This window comes from Frateuria sp. GZRe12, from assembly GCF_051900535.1.
In the GTDB taxonomy this organism is placed as follows: Bacteria; Pseudomonadota; Gammaproteobacteria; order Xanthomonadales; family Rhodanobacteraceae; genus Frateuria_A.
This window is the reverse complement of record NZ_JBHZGI010000006.1, coordinates 115,961-135,365: the sequence shown is the minus strand read 5'-3', so window position 1 is coordinate 135,365 and position 19,405 is coordinate 115,961. Positions and strand designations below refer to the sequence as shown.

The following is a 19,405-nucleotide window of genomic DNA, read 5'->3' as shown; positions in this document are numbered from 1 at the left end:
GACTCAGCCCTTGTCCCGCGCGTCGGGGTCCTTGAGCTCCGGCACCAGGATGTTGACGTAGGCATCCGAGCGCAGCTGGCGCAGGAAGTCTTCATAGGCCTGCTCGGCCTTGCGGTTGCCGATCGCCTGGCGCGCCTGGTTGCGCTCGCTCTCCTCGGTCACGTCGCTCTTGCGCGTGCCTTCAAGCTGCAGGATGTGCCAGCCCGCCTCGCTCTGGAACGGTTGGGATACCTCGCCATCCTTGAGCTGGGAGAGCTGCTGGGCGATCGTGCCGCCCCACTGGTCGCGCTGGAACCAGCCCATGTCACCGCCGGCGTTGGCGGTGGTGGGGTCCTTGGAGTTCTCCTTCGCCAGCTTGGCGAAGTCCTCGTGCTTGTTGACGATGCGGTTGTACAGGTCCTGCGCCTTCTGCTGCGCCTGCTCGGGCGTCACCAGCTCGCTCGGGCGGATCAGGATCTGGCGGGCGTGGTACTCGGTGACCACCTGGCGGCTGGGTGCGCGCTGATCGACCAGCTTGAGGATGTGGAAGCCGGTGGGTCCGCGCAGCGCCGCGCTGACCTGGCCGGGCTTCATGCCCGAAATGGTGTCGGCGAAGGCCGGCGGGATCTCGTCCATCTTGCGCCAGCCGAGGTCGCCGCCTTCAAGCGCATCCTGCGCGTCGGAGTAGCGGATCGCCGCGGCATTGAAGTCCATGCCGCCCTTGATCGCATCCAGTGCTGCCTGCGCCTTGGCCTGCGCCGCGGCAATGTCGTCCGCGCTACCACCGGCCGGAATCGAGACCTGGATGTGCGCCAGATGCACCTCGCCCGCTTTGTAAGTGGGGCTGTTGAGCAGGTTGTTGATTTCGCTGTCGGTGATGTTGACCGAATCGCGCACCACGCTCTCGTGCAGGCGCTGGACCATGAGCTGATCGCCCAACTGGTTGCGGAAGGCTGCAAAACCCTGGCCGCTCTGCTCGACCGCCTGCTGCAACTGCTCCGGCGTCAGGTGGTTCTGCTGGGCGACCGCGGCCACCGCCTGGTCGATGTCCGAATCCGAGACGCGGATGCCCTGGTCGCCGGCCTTGGCCACCTGCAGTTTCATCAGCACCAGTCGGTCGAGCACCTGGCGCTTGAGCACGTTTTCCGGAGGAAGTTGGCCGGGGTTGCTGGCGTACTGCTGCTTGACCGAACGCATGGCCTCATCCAGCTCGCTCTGCAGGATCACGCTGTCGTCGACCACCGCGATGATGCGGTCGAGCGGCTGCGTGCCCGAGGCCGTGGCGTCGCCCTGGCCCTGGGCCTGGGGCAGCAACTGGGCGTGGACGGGCAAAACGGTGGCCGCGGCGAGCGCGAGGAGGAGCAGCGCGGTGGGTTGCTTCATCGGTCGGAACCTTCGATCGCCTGCGCGGCGATGGTTGAGGAGGCGGTGCCAGGGGGCCGGTCGTGCCGGTCGACAACCGTGGATCGCAACGGCAGCGGAAAGTTCGCGGCCAGGCCGTTACTGATAGCCAAGAATACCACGCCGCAGTACGTCTTCCGTCTGGCCATTGAAGGCGCCCAGGCCCTTGAAGACCAGTTCGAACATGAGCGCGTTGTTGCTGTTGCCGCGATCGGTGATCGGGCCGCGGGTGACCACGTAGTGGCGTCCGACCACCCGTACGGCGACGCAGCAGCTGTCGTATTCCACGCCGGCCAGGGCCTCGACCGTGCGCTTGTCGCGCACCGAGTAGACCCAGCGACCGAGCAGGCGCCAGCGTTCGGAGATCGGGTAGATGGCCGAGGCGTCGTACTGCTCCACCAGGTTGCGGCGGAAGCGGTAGGAGAAGTTGAAGATGCCGTCGGCACCGACGCGCCGTTGCAGCTCCAGCGTGCCCAGGTCGGTCTGGCGTGAGTTCGGGCTCCACTGGTAGGCGCTGTTGAGGCGCCAGCGATCGTTCAACTGCACACCCAGCTGGGCCACGTAGTCCGAACGCGTCCAGTCGGTCGGTGCGGCGGTGGTGACCGCGCCGTTGGGCAACTGCACGCGCTGCGGGGCGAAGTACTGGATCTGGCCGATGCTGGCCGACAACCGCTCGACGCCATCGTCGTCCAGCAACCGGGTGGTCAGCGCCGCGGTGAGGTTGTTGGCGTTCATCTGGCGGTCCGCGCCGGAGAACTGGTTGGGCGAGAACAGTTGCCAGTAGTCGAACGACATCCGCCGCGAGTCGAACACCGGCAGGTCGTCCTGGTTGCGGTAGGGCACGTACAGGTAATACAGACGCGGTTCCAGCGTCTGCGTATACGACGTTCCGAACAGCGAGGTCGGGCGTTCGAAGATCAGGCCGGTATCGAGGCTCGCGATCGGCAGCGCGCGGCTGGGCGCGCGGTCGTCGAAGGGCGACACCTGGGTGGCGGTCAGCGGGCCGCGGTAACCATAGTTCGCGTAATTGCCGTCCAGCTGGTAGGCGGTGTAGCGGTAGGCCAGCTTCGGCCGCACGAACCACGCGGCGCCACGGAAATCGGCAGCCAGATACGGATAGAGATCGAGGCGGTCGCCCTCGATGCGTTCATCCTTGCGGAAGGCAGTGGCCTGGGCGTCCGCGCCGAACTCGAGCCAGCGGTTGATCGGGATGTCCAGGCCCAGGTTCGCGCTCGGCCAGCGCTTGTACTGCACCACGGTGTCAGGCAGGTAGGGATCCACGTTCTGGTAGCTGCTGGCGCCGAAGGAGGCATTCCACCAGTCGCCATTGCCGCGGACGTAACCGCTGGAAGTGAGCGTGCCGACCGAAGTCGTGTACAGGTCGTTGCCGAAGTCGCGCAGGTAGCTGCGGTCGGATGCGCGATTGATCGAGGTGCTGAAGTACCACGGCCCGCCCAGGCGCGTGACGTCGGAGTACTTCAGCCACCAGCGGTCGGTGCCCTTGGTCGGCTCGTCCTCGGACGTGTTGTCGCCGCGGTCGTCGGGAAGGTACTGGAAGTTGAATTGGCCGCGGGTGCCAGGGACCAGGTAGCGGAACTCGCCGGCCAGCATCGCGCCGCGCTGGGTATAGATGCGCGGCTCGATCGTGGCGTCGTAGTTGGGCGCCAGGTTCAGGTAATAGGGGATGGCGAACATCGTCCCCGACCGGTTCGAACTGCCGAAGGTCGGGTACAGGAAGCCGCTCTTGCGCCGGTTGTCGACCGGGAAGGTGAAGTAGGGCAGGTACAGGAACGGCACGTCGGCGAAGCGCATGGTCGCGCCGTGCGCCTTGCCCACGCCGGTGGACTTGTCGATTTCCAGGCTTTTTGCGCGCACTTCCCAAAGATGATGGCCGACATCGCAGGTCGAATAGCTCACCAGGTTGTAGCGGCTGCGCTGGGCGTCGAGCAGTTCACCGCGCGCGGCGGTGCCATTGCCGCGCGACTGCAGTAGCTGGTAGCGCACGTTCTCGGCCACGCCGCGGTTGGCCTGGGTGTTGCCGCGAAGTCGGTCGGCGCTGAGCAGCTCGCCGGCCTCCTGGTAGCGCACGTTGCCCCGCGCGTCGTAGTCGGTGGTGGTGTCGTTGTAGTCGATCCGGTCGCCACGCAGCAGCTGGTCGGCGCGCTCGATGCGCACGTTGCCCGAAAGCCGGTAGACCGCCCGGTTGGAGCTGTCCACGTGGGCGGCGTCGACGACCGTGTCGGAGGTCTCGCGAAGCGCGGCGTTGCGCGGCAGCGTCGGATCGTAGAACTCCAGCAGTGCGTTGGGTCGGCACAGCGCGAAGCTTTCCGGGCGCGCCGGACAGTGGAACGCACCCAGCGGGCAGCTCGATACCCCGGCGGCGCTGGCTGGCGCGGCGGGTGCCGCGGCCTCGGGCGCCGCGGTCTGGGCCTCGACCGGGCCGCCGAACAGGGCGAAGGCTGCGGCGATCGCCAGCAGGCGGCGTGGGGGCAAGGCGAGCGGGATCGTGTGGCTCAGCGTCACGGTGGCTGTCGGCGTTCGTCAGGACGCGTAAAACTAGCAGAAAGGGTGCATGGCCGGCAGGAGCGCCCCGCGTCCGATGCCCCGCATGGCGGCTCCAGTCCACCGCTTTCCGCGAGGAGGATGGCTGGAAGGCCCAGCCAACAGGGCGCTGCGCTCAGCCCATCAGGGCGGCGACGTGAGCGGTGGCGCTGGTGGCCAGGGCGTCGAGGTCGTAGCCGCCTTCGAGAGTGGAAACGACGCGGCCGCCGGCGTGCAGACGGGCGATGTCCACCAGTTGCGCGGTCAGCCATGCGTAGTCATTGGCGTCCAGCTGCAACTGCGCGAGCGGGTCGGCGCGGTGGGCGTCGAAGCCGGCCGAGACCAGCAGCAGTTGCGGGCGGAAGGCATTCAGCCGTGGCAGCAGCCGTTCCTTCCAGGTTTGCCTGAAAGCCCGCGAGCCGGTCTGCGGCGGCAGGGGGACATTGATCAGGTTGCCAACGCCGGTCTCATCCGCCCCGCCGGTACCCGGGTAGAGCGGCGACTGGTGGCTGGACACGAACAGCACGCGCGAGTCGCGCGCGAAGATGTCCTGCGTGCCGTTGCCGTGGTGCACGTCGAAGTCGGCGATCGCCACGCGCTCCAGGCCATGTTCCGCCAGCGCGTGCGCGGCGCCGACCGCGACGTTGTTGAACAGGCAGAACCCCATCGCCTGGTTGGCCGTGGCGTGATGGCCGGGCGGACGCACGGCGCAGAATGCGCCGCCGGCATGTTCGTCGAGCACGGCATCGACCGCGGCAACCACGGCGCCGGCAGCGCGCAGTGCCGCTTCGGCCGAGGCGGGCGACATCAGGGTGTCTTCGTCCAGACGCACGACACCCGCTGACGGAGCGCTGGCGAGAATGCGCTCCACGTACGCCGGATCGTGCACGCGCGCTAGCGCAGCGATGCTGGCGCGGGGCGCCTCGATGCGGTCCAGCGCGGCGAATCGGTCGCGGTCAAGCGCCGCCAGTACGGCGTGCAGACGCGCAGGGGATTCGGGATGGCCGAGGCCGGGGTCGTGCTGCAGGCAGGCCGGATGGGTATAGAGCCGCAGCATCGGAGAATGTCAGCCGCGCGGGCGGCGCTCGTGCTGCCAGATCACCTCGCCGTGGCCGCCGGCACGCGCCAGCACCCGGCAGATCACGAACAGCAGGTCCGACAGCCGGTTGAGATAGCGCTGTGCCTGCGGCCGCACCACTTCCTCGCGCGCCAGCGAGATCACCTCGCGTTCGGCGCGGCGGCACACCGTGCGCGCCAGGTGGCAACTGGCCGCCGCCATGCCGCCGCCGGGCAGGATGAATTCCTTCAGTGGCGGCAGCGGTTCGTTGAAGCCGTCCAGTACCGATTCCAGCCGCGCGATGTCGGCGTCCTGGACCATCGCCATGCCGGGGATGCACAGCTCGCCGCCCAGGTCGAACAGTTCGTGCTGGACCTGGGTCAGCGCCTCGCGCACGTCGGCCGGGACGTCCGCGCAGGCGAGCACCATGCCGATCGTGCTGTTGAGTTCGTCCACCGTGCCGTACGCGGCCACGCGCGCCGAGTCCTTCGGTACGCGCGAACCATCGCCCAGGCCGGTGCTGCCATCGTCGCCCGTGCGCGTGTAGATCTTCGACAGGCGGTTGCCCATCAGCGCGCCTGGCCTTCGTGGGCGACAGCGCGGGTCAGCTGGGCCGCCAGCACGTGCACCGCCGCACCCAGCCCGACGTACAGAGCGGTCACCTGCAGGAACGGCACATACCAGTCACCCATGTTCTGGAACCAGGCAGCCATGCTGCGCGGCGCCGGCACGCTTTCGCTCAGCCAGTAGAAGCTGCCGTTGGAAACCACGAAACAGACCGCCTCGCTGACCAGCAGCGCGGCGACGGCCAGCCCCGCGGTCGAAAGCTTCAGGCCGGCCTGGCGGCGGGCCAGCCAGCTGCCGCCCAGCCACAACGCGCCATAGGCGGCGACCAGGAACCAGTAAGCCGGCGAGACGCAGTAGTGGCTCCAGAAGTTAAGGCCCTGGCCGCTGATCACCAGGTAGTCGACCAGCACGGCCTCGGCCATCAGCAGCGGGAAGGCCCAGCGCCCCGCGCCGCGCAGCCAGAAGCCGGCCAGGAAGAACACGCCCCAGGACGCGTCCGGGAACGCCTCGAAATGATGGGTGTGCACGGCGCCGCGGGTAATGGCCATCACCAGGGCAAGTGCCAGGAAGATGCCGAGGCGCTGGTTTCGCGTCATAGCCATGAGGTGCTCCGTTAGCAGGCGGCGAGAAGGGGAAGTGCAGACGGCTAGTTTAGCCGAAGCCCGTCCGGCTCATGCGACGCCCGCGTGTTCGGCCGTATCATCCGCCGCATGACCGCTCCTCTTTCCCCACGCGGGCCCGTGCTGATCGTCGGCGGCGGCCTGGTCGGCGCCAGCCTGGCGATCGCGCTGGACGTGGCCGGCATCGACACGATGCTGGTTGAGGCTGCCGCGCCCCGCACCGATGCGCAGCCCAGCTACGACGAGCGCAACCTTGCGCTGGCCCGCGCCACCGTCAACGGGCTGGAGGCGATCGGCGTGTGGGCGCATGCGCGCGAGGGCGCCACGGCGATCGAGCACATCCACGTCAGCCGCGCCGGCGAATTCGGCAGCGTGCGGCTGCAGGCGCGCGATGCCGGCGTGGACGCGCTGGGCTGGACCTTGCCGGCGCGCGAACTGGGCGCCGCCTTGCTGCGCCGACTGGACGAATGCACCCGCCTGCAGCGGCTGGCGCCCGCGACACTGGAGGCGCTCGAGCCGCTCGCCGAAGGCTGGCGCGCGCAGGTGCGTACCGCTGAAGGCGTGCGCCAGATCGACACGCCGCTGCTGGTCGGCGCCGATGGCACCGGCTCCTTCGTGCGCGGGCGACTGGGCATCAGCGCTGAAACCTACGACTACGGCCAGACGCTGTTCGTCTGCACCGTCACCCCCGAACGCGAACACGGTCATCGCGCCTACGAGCGCTTCAGCGACGAGGGGCCGGTCGCCCTGCTGCCGCTGGCCGGCCGTCGTTGCGGCCTGGTGCTGACGGTGCCCGGCTCGCAGGCCGGGGCGATGGCGGCGATGGACGATGCGCAATACCTCGCGCTGGCCCAGCGCCGCTTCGGCTGGCGGCTGGGACGACTGGCCCGGCCCGGCAAGCGCTTTCCGTACGCGATCCAGCGCGTGGCGGCCAGCCGCCTTATCGCGCCGCGCGCGGTGCTGGTCGGCAACGCCGCGCAGACGGTGCACCCGATCGGCGCGCAGGGCTTCAACCTGGGCCTGCGCGACGCGCTGACGCTGGCCGAACTGGTCGCCGCCGCGGCCGACCCGGGCGACGAGCGCCTGCTCGCCACCTACTCGGCCCGGCGCGCGCCCGACCGCGAAGGCACCATGGCGATGAGCCATGGCCTGGTGCAACTGGCCTGCCTGCCGCAGCCCTGGCTCGCTCCGCTGCGGTCGCTGGCGCTGCTCGCCTGCGACCGCGTGCCGCCTCTGAAGGACGCGGTGCTCCGCCGCGGCATGGGCTTCCGCGGCCAGCCGCCGCAGGCGGTGCTGGAGCGCGCGCCATGAGCGCGCCCCGTTCCGAATCGCGCCGCCGCGCGCCGCTGCTCGACGTGGCGGTAGTGGGCGGCGGCATGGTCGGCGCCGCCGCGGCGCTGGCGCTGGCGCGTGCGGGTTTCGCCACCGCGTTGCTGGAAGCCCGTCCGCCGGCGCCCTGGCGCGCGGAGGACGAGGTCGACCTTCGCGTCGTCGGTTTGGCATCGTCGTCGATCGGACTGCTTGACGATCTGGACGTATGGACGTCCATACGTGACCGCCGCGCAGCATCCTACGCGCGGATGCACGTATGGGATGCGCGAACCGGCGCCGCGGTCGACTTCGACGCCACCGCCGAGGGTCGCGCGTGGCTGGGCTGGATCGCCGAGAACGGCCTGGTGCAATGGACGCTGTGGCAGGCGCTCGAAGCGGCAGGCGTGCAGCGGCTGTGCCCCGCGGAAGTGACCGGCTTCCAGGCGCACGCCGACCGCATCACGCTCGATGTCCGAAGGAGCAATCTTGCGGGCGATGCCCCTGCGCCCGGACAGGAGGACGCGGAGACGTTGTCCGCACGTCTGCTCGTCGCGGCAGACGGTGCTGGCTCACCACTGCGCCGGCTGGCCGGGCTGGATACGCATGGCCATGACTACGGCCAGCGCGGCGTGGTCGCGCACGTCACCACCGAGCGCTCGCACCAGCACACCGCGTGGCAGCGTTTCCTGCCCGGCGGACCATTGGCGCTGCTGCCGCTGGCCGACGGGCGCAGTTCGATCGTGTGGTCGTTGCCCGAGGCCGAGGCGAAACGCGTGCTGGCGCTCGATGACACGGCCTTCTGCGCCGAGCTCGGCGTCGCCAGCGATTTCCGCCTCGGCCCGGTGCTCGCGAGCACCCGTCGCGCCGCTTTCCCGCTCAGGCTGCAGCTGGCCGATCGCTACCAGGCCGAGCGCCTGGTGCTACTGGGCGATGCGGCGCACGCGGTGCACCCGCTGGCCGGGCAGGGCGTGAACCTGGGCTTGCGCGACGTCGCCGAGCTGCGCGACACGCTGGTGGCCGCCCGCGAGGAAGGCCGCGACATCGCCGCGCCGCACGTGCTGCGCCGCTACGCGCGCCGCCGGCGCAGCGCCGACACGCTGGATGCGTGGAGCTTCGATGCACTCGGTCGCATCTATGCCTGGCAGGCGCCGCCGCTGGTGGCGGCGCGGTCGCTGGGCGTGCGCCTGGTCGACCGGTTGGCGCCGCTCAAGCGCCGCCTCGCCGCGCACGCCGCGGGCCGCTGATCCCACGCCGCGGCCGGACGCCGCAGTACCCGGCGCGGAGCGCCACCCACCCACCGGAGTCGTCGCCATGCGTCGCATCCTGTTCGCCCTGCTCTCGCTCCCTTTGGCCTTCGCCGCTTCGGCGAAGATGGTGCACCGGTCGGTCGAGTGGACCGATGGAGGCACCCGTTTCCATAGCGTGCTGGTCTACGACGACGCCGGCGCAGGCAAGCGGCCCGGCCTGGTGATGGTGCCCAACTGGTACGGCGTGAACAACGAAGCGATCAAGAAAGCCGAGATGATCGCCGGCAAGCAGTACGTGATCCTGTTGACCGACATGTACGGGCAGAACGTGCGCCCGACCAACAACGACCAGGCCAAGGCCGCGGTGCAGCCGCTCTACGCCGACCGGGCGCTGATGCGCCATCGCGTGAACACGGCGCTGGCGCAACTGAAGGCGCAGGCCGGCGCGGCGCCGCTGGATACCGGCAGGCTCGCCGCGATCGGGTTCTGCTTCGGCGGTTCGGCGGTGCTGGACCTGGCCCGCAGCGGCGCCGACGTGGCCGCGGTGGTGTCCTTCCATGGAGCCCTGGCGGCCGGCAAGCCAGCATCACCCGATCACTTCAAGGCGCGCGTGCTGGCGCTCAACGGAGCCGACGACAAGGGCACCATGCCCGACGCCGACGCGTTCATGGACGAGATGCGCGCCAGCGATGCGGATTGGCAGTTCGTGGTGCTCGGCAACGCGGTGCATTGCTTCACCGAGACCGGCGAGGACTCGCCAGGCTGCAAGTACGACGCGCGTGCCGCGGCGCGCAGCTACCGCATGATGCACGACTGGTTGGACGCGGCTTTCGCCGGTCGGCCGTAGTTGGGTCGACCGATCCACCCCGCAGGGCGGGCCGAAGCCCACCCTGCGATGTTCCGCTCGACTTACGAGGCCGCGACCCGGTTGCGGCCGTCGCGCTTGGCGCGGTAAAGCCGGGCATCGGCCCGCGCGATCAACTCGTGCGTGCGTTCCCCGGGCTTGAGCTGGGCGGCGCCGAAGCTGGCGGTCAGCCGCAGGCGATGCTCGCCATGGTCGACTTCCATGGTTTCGATCGCCGATCGGATCGCCTCGGCGCGCAGCGCGGCCGTGGCGAGGTCGACACCCTGCATCACCACCATCAGTTCCTCGCCGCCATAGCGTCCGAGCCGGTCGTCCTGGCGGCACAGGGAAGCCACCTGCTGTGCTGCACTGCGGAGCACCGCGTCGCCGGCCTGGTGGCCGTGGGTGTCGTTGAGCGCCTTGAACGCGTCCAGGTCGAGCATCAGGATCGACAACGGCGCACCGGTGCGCTGCGCGGCGTCGTGCGCGAGTTCGAGCTGATGCATCAGCTCGCGCCGGTTGAGTAGCCCGGTCAACTCGTCGACGCTGGCCAACCGGTTCAACCGCTCGTTGGCCTCCTGCAGTTCGCGCGTGCGCTCGCGCACCAGTTGTGTCAGGCGGTCGGCGCGGGCGAGCAGGTAACGCGTGCGCAGGCGCACCAGCAGGTAGACCAGGACAGCGGCCAGCAGTGCCAGCCCCGTGCGTACCCAGGCCCGCTCGTACCAGCGTCCACGGACCTCCACGGGAATTACGCTCCGCACCGTGCGCGCATGCAGGCCGGGGATGTCCGCCCGGAGCCACAGGCGGTAGTTGCCGCCGGGCAAATTGGTGAAGGCCGCGGTCGGTGGCACACCCGGATCGAGCTCGGTCCACTGCCGGTCGAAGCCCTCCAGCCGGTAGCGGTAGCGCACGTCATCGGTGGCGGTGTAGTCGAGCAGGGAGAAGCCCAGCCGCAGCGCGTGCACGTCGGCCAGCGATAGCGGCCGTCGCGCGGTTGGCAGCGCGGCATAGGACAGCGGCGTGCCGTCGCGCGTCGCCATGGTCACTGCCAGTGGGGCATCCGGCTGGCGCGGGCGCGCTTGCGGCGCGGGCTCGATCACGGTGAGGCCGGTGAGCCCGCCGAACAGCAGTTCGCCGGAAGGGCCCAGCGCCGCGGTGCGATGGTTGTAGAAGCGCGCGCCGAGTCCGTCGCGCTCGCCCAGCGAGCGGATGCGGCCGGACGTCGGCTCGTATACCGCCAGCCCGTTGGCGGTGGCGATCCACAGCTGGCCCAGGCGGTCGGCCAGCACGCTGGCGACGTTGTCGCTGCCCAGGCCGTCGTGTCCGCGCAGCACGCTGAAGCGGTAGCCGTGCAGGCCGGGCGGTGCCGCCGGCGTGGAGGCCAGCCCGCCATAGGTGCCGACCCAGATGCGCCCGCCGAGCTCGACCACGGAGCCGGCGTAGTTCTGCGGCAGGCTGCCCGGATCGCTGTCTTCGTGCATGAGGTTGTCGAAGCCACGCGCACCCGGGCGAAGGATGCTGATGCCGCCGCTGGTGGCAATCCACACGCTGCCGTCGGACAGTTCGGCGATGTTGCGCACCTGGTCGTCGACCAGGCTGCGCGGATCGTTCGGATCGTGCTGGTAATGCGTGACACGACCGCCGCGATCGATGCGATAAAAGCCGTCGTAAGTCCCGACCAGCAGTTCTTCGCGCCAGGCGCGCAGCGCCAGGATCGGCCGCGCGTCGAGGCCGTCGACCGACCAGGGGCGGATCGCCAGCGATACCGGGTCGATCGTGACCAGCCCGCGCGCGCCGGCCACGATACGCCCGTCGGGCAGCGCGTCGATCGCGCGCACGTCCTGGTCCTGCTGCGCACCGCCGAGCGTCAGCAGCCGGATCCGGCCGCTGGCCGGGTCGACGCGGGCGAGGCGGCCGCGGTTGAAGCCCAGCCAGATCGTGCCGCGGCGGTCGGTGTAAACGCTGCGCACGTTCTCGTCGAAGGTGACATCGTGGCGGCCGGACAACGCCAGGGCGTCCAGCGTGTGCACGATCGTCGGGCGCGTGTCGCAGCGCGAAGCGTCGATCTCGGTGGCGGCCCACAGCCCGCTGGAGCGGTCCAGGAACAACGCACGCACGATGTTGCCACCGAGCGTGGCGGCGCGGGCGTTGTCGTGCCGCAGGGTTTCGAGCGTGTGGAGCCCGGGGTCGTATATCGCGACGCCCACGCCGTCGGTGGCGATCCACAGCCGGCCGTCCGGGCCCGCCAGCAGGTCGCGGACGGTGCGGTGCTGGATCGCCGGCGCGTCGCCGTCCAGCCCGGGCGGGACACGCGCATGGCCCTGGTGGTCGATCACCGCCACGCCGCGCGTGCCGCTGCCGACCCAGAGATTGCCGGACGCGTCCTCGCGCAGGGCCCAGACGTCCTCATCAAGCACGGGTCCGGCGGCTGCATCGTCGCCGTGAAAGCGGACGAACCGCGCGGCGCCGGCGCGGCGCAGGTAAAGGCCTTCGCCACTGCCGACCCACAGGTTGCCGTGCCGGTCCTCGCGCACCGCGAAAACCGCAAGGTTTGCGGGTAGGCCGGCGTCGGCCGGCGGGCGCTCGATCGTGCGCAGGCCGGCACGCAGGTGGCTGAGCCCGTTCTGCCCGCCGACCCAGAAACCGCCTGCACCGTCGGGTGCCAGGGCAAGGATGTGCGGGCCTGTGCCGTGGTCGGGCGAGGCATCGTAGGTCGAGAACCGGTTGTCGCGCGGATCGAAGCGGGCCAGCCCACCGGCCGACGTGCCGACGATCAGGCTGCCGTCGGAAGTCGCCTGCAGCGCGCGGATGTAGTTGTCCGGCAGGCCGTCGGACTGGCGGAACATCTGCACGCGGTAGCCGTCATAGCGCACCAGCCCGCCGAAGGTGCCGATCCACATCAGTCCGTCGCGATCCTGCGCGAAGGCGGTGGTGGTGGCGTGCGGCAGGCCGGCGCGCACGGTCAGGTGCTCGAAGGCCAGGTGGTCCCAGCGCGACCAGTCGACCGCCGGCGTGGCGACAACGGGCGTCGACGGCAGCAGCAACGCCAGCCCCAGCAGTACGAGGGCCAGCCAACAGGTGGATGGGAAGGCGCGCATCCGGCCCGTCATCGGCCGATGTGAGGGCAGCTTGACCGAAGGCGTCGGGCGCGGTCCGGCGAAACGGTCGGCCGCGCGCGGAGCATGCGCCTCAGGCGCTGCGCTCGACCGCGTAGGCGGCCAGCGCGTCGAGCGCCTCCCGATAGGGCGAGGCGGGCAGGACGGCAAGCGCGGCGCGGGCCGCGTCCGCGTGCGCCACGGCGCGCTCATGCGTGCGCTCCAGCGCGCCGCTGCGGCGGATGGTCGCCAGCACGCGATCCAGCGACGTGAGGTCGCCATGCTCGATCGCCAGGCGCATCGCCTGCGTCTCGTCCGCCGTGGCCTGCTGCAGCGCGTAGATCACCGGCAGGGTCGGCTTGCCCTCGGCCAGGTCGTCGCCGATGTTCTTGCCCAGGGTGTCGGCATCGCTGGTGTAGTCGAGCAGGTCGTCGGCGATCTGGAAGGCATAGCCCAGCTCCATGCCGTAACGGCGCAGCGCGGCCACCTGGATATCGGGCAAGCCACCAAGCAAACCGCCCAGCTCGGTGGCAGCGGCGAACAGTACCGCCGTCTTGCGCTCGATCACCGCCAGGTAGGCGGCCTCGTCCACGTCGGCGTTGCCGATGTTGAGCAGCTGCAGCACCTCGCCTTCGGCGATGGTGTTGGTGGTGTCGGCCAGGATGCGCATCACGCGCATGTCGTCCAGCTCGACCATCAGCTGGAACGAGCGCGAGTACAGGAAGTCGCCGACCAGCACGCTGGCGGCGTTGCCCCACAGCGCGTTGGCGGTCTTGCGGCCGCGGCGCAGGTCGGATTCGTCGACCACGTCGTCGTGCAGCAGGGTCGAGGTGTGGATGAACTCGATCACCGCGGCCAGCTTGATGTGCTGCGCACCCGTGTAACCGGCGGCGCCGGCGGCCAGCACGTGCAGCATCGGGCGCAGGCGCTTGCCGCCGCCGGCGATGATGTGGTCGGCGATCTGGTTGATCAGCACCACGTCGGAGGCCAGCCGCGCGCGGATCAGCGCATCCACGCGCTGCATGTCGGCGGCGGCCAGCTCGCGCACGGCGGCGAAGTCGGCGGTTCGGCTGGCGTCGGCGGGCATCGGTTGCATGGGTGTCCGGGTGGCAAGACGGGCGATTATAGGGCCAGCGCTGATGAGTGCGGCGGCGCGACATGGCGCCGCAATCGGGCTTGGGAGCGGCTCCCTATAATGGACGGATGACTTCCCGTCCGTGCCCCTTCCGGTGAGCAAGCTCTCGCCCCTCGAGCGCCGCAGTGCGCTGACCCTGGCCTGCGTCATCAGCCTGCGCCTGTTCGGGCTGTTCCTGATCATGCCGGTGTTCTCGCTGTACGCGAGGCAGATGCCCGACGCCAGCGGCCTGCTGATCGGCCTGGCGCTGGGCGTGTACGGCCTGGGCCAGGTGTTGTTGCAAATCCCGCTGGGACTGTTGTCCGACCGGATCGGCCGCAAGCCGGCGATCACCATCGGGCTGCTGATTTTTGCCGTCGGCGGGCTGGTGGCGGCGATGTCTCACACGCTGATGGGGATCGTGGCAGGCCGCGCGCTGCAGGGCATGGGCGCGGTGGCCGGCGCCGGCACCGCGCTGGCCGCCGACCTCACCCGCGAGGACCAGCGCGGCAAGGTAATGGGCATCATCGGCGTGTCGATCGGCGTGGCTTTCCTGCTGGCGCTGATCCTGGGGCCGCCGCTGGAGGCGGTGGCCGGTTTGCCGGGCCTGTTCGGCGCCACCTCGCTGCTGGCGCTGGTGTCGCTGGTGCTGTTGTGGCTGATCGTGCCCACCCCCGGGCGGGCGAAGGCGCCTGCCGCGGCGAGCCTCGGCGGGGTGCTGGCGATGCTGCGCGACGGCCGGCTGCTGGTGATCAACGGGTCGGTGTTCTTCCTGCACCTGCTGCTGACGGCGAGCTTCGTCGGCCTGCCGCTGCTCCTGGCCGAGCGGCTGCACCTGCCGGTGGAGCGCCACTGGGAGCTCTACCTGCCGGTGATGACGATCGCCGCATTGGTGATGGGCGCGTCGCTGCATCGCATGAAGGAGATTGGCCAGAGCCTGCGCATCGTGCTGGTCTGCGTGGCGGCGATCGGGCTGGCATTGCTGGGCTTCGCACAGTCGGGCGGCCACCTGGCCTGGCTGGGTGTGTCGGCGGCGGCGTTCTTCTCGGCCTTCAACCTGCTGGAGGCCGCGCTTCCCAGCCTGGTATCCCGGCTCGCACCGGCGCACCTGCGTGGCGCTGCGATGGGCGCGTACTCGACCAGCCAGTTCGTCGGCGCCTTTGTCGGCGGTGCCATCGGCGGCATCGCGCTGGGCCGGCTGGGCGTGAGTGGCGTGTTCCTGTGCGCGGCAGCGACCACGCTGTTGTGGCTGCCGCTGGTGGCGTTCGGCGCCCGGCGCATCGCCGCGCGCGCTTTGGCCGAACAGGTGGCCTGACGGGATTGCGTTGCGCGGCTGCCGGCCCCATGTGCGGCGGCATCCACTCCCCGCGAGGCTGCCCGTGGCCCACCAGATCGTCGCGTTGATCGCCGAATACGGCCTGCTGCTGGTCTTCCTCAACGTGCTGGTCGAGCAGGCCGGGCTGCCGCTGCCGGCCGTGCCGACGCTGGTGGTGGCCGGCGCGTTGTCCGCGGGCGGCCAGCTGCCGTTGTGGGGCGTGCTGCTGGTGGCGCTCGCCGGTTGCCTGCTCAGTGATTTCGCCTGGTACGCCGCCGGTCGTCGCTATGGCGCGGGTGTGATGCGCACGCTTTGCCGCATCTCGCTTTCGCCCGATTCCTGCGTCAAGCAGTCGGAGCTGCGCTTCCAGCGCTGGCGCGCGCCGGTGTTGCTTGTGGCCAAGTTCGTGCCGGGATTGTCGACCGTGGCGCCGCCGCTGGTCGGCGCCATGGGCCTCGAACCGCGGTCGTTCCTGCTGTTCGATGCGCTCGGCTCGCTATTGTGGGCCGGGGTGGCGGTGGCATTGGGCTATGTCTTTGCCGACGGGGTGGAGCGTGCGCTGGCGGCGTTCGAGGGCACGGGAACCGCCGCAATCGAGCTGCTGGGCGCTCTGCTGGCGCTCTACATTCTCTACAAATGGTGGCAGCGCCGGCGATTGCTGGTGGCGCTGCGCATGGCCCGGATCGAAGTGGACGAGCTGGCGCAGGCGTTGCGATCGGCGCGCCCACCGCTGGTGTTCGACGTGCGCGCCGCCGGTTCGCGCGAGCTCGACGATCGCGCAATCCCCGGTGCGCTCGATTTCGACCCGCTCACCCTCGACGCGCTGCTGGCTGGCGTGCCGCCCGAACGCGAGCTGGTCCTCTACTGCAATTGCCCCAACGAGTTTTCGGCCGCCCGCGCGGCGCAATTGCTGAAAGCTCAGGGTTACCGCCAAGTCCGTCCGCTGCGCGGCGGACTGGACGCCTGGGCGGCGGCCGGCCATGCGGTCGAACGCCTCCACGTCGCCGCGGCGGCCCCGTCCAGGGCTTCGCCGGCGGTGTGAAGGCACACGCGGTCCATTTGCCCTCACATCCAGTGCCGGGTTCCCCGCAAAGGCGGGAAAGGAGCCGACAGGCGGATGGGGGTGCCCTTTCCGCGCCAGCCGACAAAGGCGCACGCGGCCCCGGCGCGCGGAGGAGGGCGGGTCGGTATGATAGGGATCGACCCGCCGGCCCCGCCGGTGGAATCTCTTGACGAGGCGGGCGCGCGCGCCGGCCGCCAGCAAAGCGAGGAAAACCCATGGCACGCGGCATCAACAAGGTCATCATCGTCGGCAACCTGGGCGCCGATCCGGAGGTGCGTTACACCGGCGGCGGCACCGCGGTGTGCAGCCTCAGCGTGGCCACCTCCGAGCAGTGGACCGACAAGCAGTCCGGCGAGAAGCAGGAACGCACCGAATGGCACCGCGTGAAGCTGTTCGGCAAGCTCGCCGAGATCGCCGGCGAGTACCTGAAGAAAGGCCGCCAGGTCTACATCGAGGGTTCGCTGCGCACCGACAAGTACACCGACAAGAGCGGTGTCGAGAAGTACTCCACCGACATCATCGCCAACGACATGCAGATGCTCGGCGGCATGGGTGGTGAAGGTGGTGGCGGCGGTGGCGGTGGCGGCTTCCGCGAGCGCCCGCAGGGCGGTGGCCAGCGCCAGGGCGCCGGCAACTACGGCGGTGGCCAGTCCCGAGGCGGCAACGATTACGGCAACGCCCCGCGTCAGAACGCGCCCGCGCCGGCCGAAAGCAGCGGCGGCTTCGACGACGACGACATTCCGTTCTGAGCGCTCAATGTCGCGCCCGGAAAGAGGCCCGCAGCGATGCGGGCCTCTTTCGTTGGAAAGCACTCAACCGGCAAGTTGCGCAAGCAGCGCCTCGACATCTTCGTGAGTGTGCGCGCGAAGCAGGCGTGGCGCCTCGCGGCGCATGGCGGCGTGGTCCAGGGTGGCCAGGCGATCGCGTACGTGCAGGATCTGGCTGGGGTGCATGCTGTATTCGCACAGGCCCAGCGCCAGCAGCAGGGCCGTGAAGTTGACGTCGCCGCCGATCTCGCCGCACAGGCTCACCGGCTTGTTCGCGCGGCGACCGGCGGAGATGACGTAGGCGATCAGGCGCAGCAGCGCCGGTTGCAGCGGGTTGTAGATGTTTTCCAGCCCATCGTTGCCGCGGTCGGCGGCGAGCACGTACTGGGCCAGGTCGTTGGTGCCGATCGCGAGGAAGTCCGCGTGCTCCAGCAGTGCGCGCACGTTGAGCGCCGCGGCGGGGACTTCGACCATGGCACCCAACGGCAGTTTTTCGGGCAGGTCGATGTTCTCCCGCTTGAGGTCCTGGCGCGCGAGCTTGAACAGCGTGCGCACGGCGATCAGTTCGTCAGGCTGGGTGATCATCGGCACCAGCACACGCACCGGGCCGTAGCAGGCGGCGCGCAGGATCGCGCGGATCTGCGTGGTGAACACGGCCGGATAGCGCAGCGAAAGGCGCACGCCGCGCACGCCCAGCGCAGGGTTGTCCTCGCCGCGCAACGCCAGGCCGGCGGCGTCAGCCTTGTCGGCGCCCAGGTCGAGCGTGCGGATGGTGACGGGCAGGCCGCCCATGCCCAGCACCAGGTCGCGGTACGCGTTGAACTGCTCGTCCTCGGAGGGCAGGCCCTTGTGCTTGAGGAACAGGAATTCGGTGCGGTAAAGGCCCACGCCGTCGGCGCCGCGGGCGCGCGCCATGGCGATGTCGGTGGCGGTTTCGGCGTTGGCGAACAGCTTCAACGCCACGCCGTCGCGCGTGCGCGTGGGCGCATTCGCGAGCTTGGCCAGGCGTCGCCCTTCGGCCGCCGCTTCGCGCTGCCAGGCGCGGTAGCGGGCCAGGTCCTGTGCAGTCGGGTGGACGATGGTCTCGCCGCGCTCGGCGTCGAGCAGGATCAGGTCGTCATCGTGAATGGTCGCCAGCGCGTCGCGCGTACCCACCAGCATCGGCAAATCAAGGCTGCGCGCCAGGATCGCGCTGTGCGAGTAGACGCTGCCCGAGCTGGCCACCACGCCGAGCAGGCCGTTGCCGACCAGGTGCGCCATGTCGGCCGGCGCGATGGTATCGGCGACCAGGATCTCGCCCACGCGCGCGGCGAGCTTGCGCTCCTCGCGGCTGGTCTGGCGCTGCAGGGCGGAGATCACCCGGTTGATGACCTGGTCGACGTCCTCGCGGCGGCTGCGCAGGTACGGATCGTCCATGGCCTCGAATACCTTGGCCAGGCGGTCGCGCTGCTTCTTGAGCGCCACGCCGGCGCGGTAGTGGCCGACGCGGACCAGGTCGTCGAGGCCGCGCAGCAGTTCCTTGTCGTCGAGCAGGAGGCTGTGGGCGTCGATGAACTCGTTGACCTCGCGCGCCAGCGCGCCGTGCAGGCGGCCGCGCAATTCGTGCAGTTCCTGCCGCGCGGTGTCGAGCGCGCGGTGCAGGTTTTCCAGCTCGCCCTCGACTTCGTCCTCCGCCAGCGGGCGGGTGTCGACCAGGTAGCGGCTCGGCTGCACCAGGCGCGCGCGGCCCAGGGCCATGCCCTTGGATGCGGCGGTGCCGGGCAGCAACTGCCTCATGCGCCCTCGTCGAACTTGCGCTCGAACAGCGCCACGACGCCAGCGAGGGCCTGCGCCTCGTCGGGGCCGTCGGCACGCACGGTGAGCGGGGTGCCCAGGCCGGCCGAAAGCATCATCACGCCCATGATGCTCTGCGCATTGACCTCGCGGCCCTTGCTGACCAGCCACACCGTGGATTTGAAGCCCTGCACCAGCTGCACCAGCTTGGCCGAGGCGCGTGCATGCAGTCCGAGCTTGTTGGAAACGACGAGATCCTGTTCAAGCATGATCGATGAAGATTCCCCCGCGGCCGCCATGGGCTGCCACCTGTGCCAGTTCGTCCAGCGGTTTTTCGGCGTAGTTGAGCACGCGCAGCAGCATCGGTAGGTTGAGCCCGGACACACAACGCAACCGTACGCCCAGCGACGTGAGCGAAAGGCCGATGTTGCAGGGCGTGGCACCGTACAGGTCGGCCAGCACCAGCACGCCGTCGCCCTGGTCGAGCTCGCGTGCGTGGTGCGCGGTGAGTGTGCGCATCACATCCGGATCGGCGTGCGCCGGCACCTCGACCGCGTCGACCTTCAGCGGCAGCTTGGGCATGACGTGGTGCGCGGCGGAGATCAGTGCCCTGCCGACGGCCTCGTGTGTCATCAGGAGGACGCCGACGCTCACGGGCCTGCTCCTGCCGGGTGGCCGACAACCGTTGCATGGACGCCACTCCGCAGGAGT

Annotated in this window: 16 protein-coding genes; 6 read left to right on the top strand and 10 right to left on the bottom strand. The window is 70.0% G+C overall.

Translation table 11 applies throughout. The features are described 5' to 3' along the window. Nucleotides 1-3 precede the first annotated feature (3 nt). From ACFWZ4_RS13945 to ACFWZ4_RS13925, 5 genes are all read right to left on the bottom strand, one after another. Complete coding sequence (locus ACFWZ4_RS13945) at nucleotides 4-1,362, bottom strand: peptidylprolyl isomerase (RefSeq protein ID WP_439705276.1); 1,359 nt, start codon at nucleotides 1,360-1,362, stop codon at nucleotides 4-6. Between the two features lie 117 nt (nucleotides 1,363-1,479). Next, nucleotides 1,480-3,903 (bottom strand): LPS-assembly protein LptD, encoded by a 2,424-nt coding sequence (locus tag ACFWZ4_RS13940; RefSeq protein ID WP_439705275.1) that lies wholly within the window; start codon nucleotides 3,901-3,903, stop codon nucleotides 1,480-1,482. A 154-nt stretch (nucleotides 3,904-4,057) separates the two neighbouring features. Further along, a complete protein-coding gene (locus ACFWZ4_RS13935; protein ID WP_439705357.1) occupies nucleotides 4,058-4,975 on the bottom strand; it encodes a histone deacetylase family protein in 918 nt (305 codons plus the stop codon). Between the two features lie 12 nt (nucleotides 4,976-4,987). Continuing rightward, nucleotides 4,988-5,548 (bottom strand): cob(I)yrinic acid a,c-diamide adenosyltransferase, encoded by a 561-nt coding sequence (locus ACFWZ4_RS13930; RefSeq protein ID WP_439705274.1) that lies wholly within the window; start codon nucleotides 5,546-5,548, stop codon nucleotides 4,988-4,990. Beyond that, the gene (locus ACFWZ4_RS13925; protein WP_439705273.1) at nucleotides 5,548-6,147 is read right to left on the bottom strand and encodes a hypothetical protein; all 600 of its coding nucleotides are present in this window, start codon (nucleotides 6,145-6,147) and stop codon (nucleotides 5,548-5,550) included. The genes ACFWZ4_RS13930 and ACFWZ4_RS13925 overlap by 1 nt, the downstream gene beginning before the upstream one ends. Before the next feature lie 108 nt (nucleotides 6,148-6,255). Here ACFWZ4_RS13925 and ubiH point away from each other — a divergent pair, with 108 nt between their 5' ends. From ubiH to ACFWZ4_RS13910, 3 genes are all read left to right on the top strand, one after another. Continuing rightward, the gene (ubiH, locus tag ACFWZ4_RS13920) at nucleotides 6,256-7,476 is read left to right on the top strand and encodes a 2-octaprenyl-6-methoxyphenyl hydroxylase (RefSeq protein WP_439705272.1); all 1,221 of its coding nucleotides are present in this window, start codon (nucleotides 6,256-6,258) and stop codon (nucleotides 7,474-7,476) included. Further along, entirely contained in the window at nucleotides 7,473-8,720 is a 1,248-nt protein-coding gene (locus ACFWZ4_RS13915; protein ID WP_439705271.1) for an FAD-dependent oxidoreductase, read from the top strand. The genes ubiH and ACFWZ4_RS13915 overlap by 4 nt, the downstream gene beginning before the upstream one ends. 67 nt (nucleotides 8,721-8,787) lie before the next feature. Further along, nucleotides 8,788-9,570: a dienelactone hydrolase family protein gene (locus ACFWZ4_RS13910; RefSeq protein WP_439705270.1), complete on the top strand. Its 783-nt coding sequence runs from the start codon at nucleotides 8,788-8,790 to the stop codon at nucleotides 9,568-9,570. A gap of 62 nt (nucleotides 9,571-9,632) precedes the next feature. Here the strand turns inward: ACFWZ4_RS13910 and ACFWZ4_RS13905 are convergent, their stop codons facing one another. Both ACFWZ4_RS13905 and ACFWZ4_RS13900 read right to left on the bottom strand, forming a co-directional pair. Next, nucleotides 9,633-12,665 carry a diguanylate cyclase gene (locus ACFWZ4_RS13905; RefSeq protein WP_439705269.1) on the bottom strand — a complete coding sequence of 1,011 codons (3,033 nt, stop codon included), beginning with the start codon at nucleotides 12,663-12,665 and terminating at the stop codon, nucleotides 9,633-9,635. A gap of 91 nt (nucleotides 12,666-12,756) precedes the next feature. Then, the gene (locus tag ACFWZ4_RS13900) at nucleotides 12,757-13,758 is read right to left on the bottom strand and encodes a polyprenyl synthetase family protein (protein ID WP_439705268.1); all 1,002 of its coding nucleotides are present in this window, start codon (nucleotides 13,756-13,758) and stop codon (nucleotides 12,757-12,759) included. 133 nt (nucleotides 13,759-13,891) lie between these two features. On the opposite strand from ACFWZ4_RS13900, the gene ACFWZ4_RS13895 reads away from it, so the two are divergent. The 3 genes from ACFWZ4_RS13895 to ssb all read left to right on the top strand — a co-directional run bounded on the left by ACFWZ4_RS13895 (nucleotide 13,892) and on the right by ssb (nucleotide 16,903). Next, nucleotides 13,892-15,091: an MFS transporter gene (locus tag ACFWZ4_RS13895; protein ID WP_439705356.1), complete on the top strand. Its 1,200-nt coding sequence runs from the start codon at nucleotides 13,892-13,894 to the stop codon at nucleotides 15,089-15,091. A 64-nt stretch (nucleotides 15,092-15,155) separates the two neighbouring features. After that, nucleotides 15,156-16,133 carry a DedA family protein/thiosulfate sulfurtransferase GlpE gene (locus ACFWZ4_RS13890; RefSeq protein ID WP_439705267.1) on the top strand — a complete coding sequence of 326 codons (978 nt, stop codon included), beginning with the start codon at nucleotides 15,156-15,158 and terminating at the stop codon, nucleotides 16,131-16,133. Between the two features lie 236 nt (nucleotides 16,134-16,369). Then, nucleotides 16,370-16,903: a single-stranded DNA-binding protein gene (gene ssb, locus ACFWZ4_RS13885; protein ID WP_439705266.1), complete on the top strand. Its 534-nt coding sequence runs from the start codon at nucleotides 16,370-16,372 to the stop codon at nucleotides 16,901-16,903. A gap of 63 nt (nucleotides 16,904-16,966) precedes the next feature. Here the strand turns inward: ssb and ptsP are convergent, their stop codons facing one another. The 3 genes from ptsP to ACFWZ4_RS13870 are packed head-to-tail and all read right to left on the bottom strand — an operon-like array spanning nucleotide 16,967 to nucleotide 19,348. Continuing rightward, a complete protein-coding gene (gene ptsP / locus ACFWZ4_RS13880; protein WP_439705265.1) occupies nucleotides 16,967-18,697 on the bottom strand; it encodes a phosphoenolpyruvate--protein phosphotransferase in 1,731 nt (576 codons plus the stop codon). Next, nucleotides 18,694-18,963: an HPr family phosphocarrier protein gene (locus ACFWZ4_RS13875; RefSeq protein WP_231323594.1), complete on the bottom strand. Its 270-nt coding sequence runs from the start codon at nucleotides 18,961-18,963 to the stop codon at nucleotides 18,694-18,696. The genes ptsP and ACFWZ4_RS13875 overlap by 4 nt, the downstream gene beginning before the upstream one ends. Further along, a complete protein-coding gene (locus tag ACFWZ4_RS13870; RefSeq protein ID WP_231323596.1) occupies nucleotides 18,956-19,348 on the bottom strand; it encodes a PTS sugar transporter subunit IIA in 393 nt (130 codons plus the stop codon). Before ACFWZ4_RS13870 ends, ACFWZ4_RS13875 begins: the two co-directional genes overlap by 8 nt. Between the last annotated feature and the right edge of the window lie 57 nt (nucleotides 19,349-19,405).

Excerpts from the sequence above, each read along its gene's own strand:
- ACFWZ4_RS13945 (WP_439705276.1), bottom strand. The coding sequence starts at position 1,362 with ATGAAGCAACCCACCGCGCTGCTCCTCCTCGCGCTCGCCGCGGCCACC.
- ACFWZ4_RS13930 (WP_439705274.1), bottom strand. The coding sequence starts at position 5,548 with ATGGGCAACCGCCTGTCGAAGATCTACACGCGCACGGGCGACGATGGC.
- ACFWZ4_RS13925 (WP_439705273.1), bottom strand. The coding sequence starts at position 6,147 with ATGGCTATGACGCGAAACCAGCGCCTCGGCATCTTCCTGGCACTTGCC.
- ubiH (WP_439705272.1), top strand. The coding sequence starts at position 6,256 with ATGACCGCTCCTCTTTCCCCACGCGGGCCCGTGCTGATCGTCGGCGGC.
- ACFWZ4_RS13915 (WP_439705271.1), top strand. The coding sequence starts at position 7,473 with ATGAGCGCGCCCCGTTCCGAATCGCGCCGCCGCGCGCCGCTGCTCGAC.
- ACFWZ4_RS13910 (WP_439705270.1), top strand. The coding sequence starts at position 8,788 with ATGCGTCGCATCCTGTTCGCCCTGCTCTCGCTCCCTTTGGCCTTCGCC.
- ACFWZ4_RS13905 (WP_439705269.1), bottom strand. The coding sequence starts at position 12,665 with ATGCGCGCCTTCCCATCCACCTGTTGGCTGGCCCTCGTACTGCTGGGG.
- ACFWZ4_RS13900 (WP_439705268.1), bottom strand. The coding sequence starts at position 13,758 with ATGCAACCGATGCCCGCCGACGCCAGCCGAACCGCCGACTTCGCCGCC.
- ssb (WP_439705266.1), top strand. The coding sequence starts at position 16,370 with ATGGCACGCGGCATCAACAAGGTCATCATCGTCGGCAACCTGGGCGCC.
- ptsP (WP_439705265.1), bottom strand. The coding sequence starts at position 18,697 with ATGAGGCAGTTGCTGCCCGGCACCGCCGCATCCAAGGGCATGGCCCTG.
- ACFWZ4_RS13875 (WP_231323594.1), bottom strand. The coding sequence starts at position 18,963 with ATGCTTGAACAGGATCTCGTCGTTTCCAACAAGCTCGGACTGCATGCA.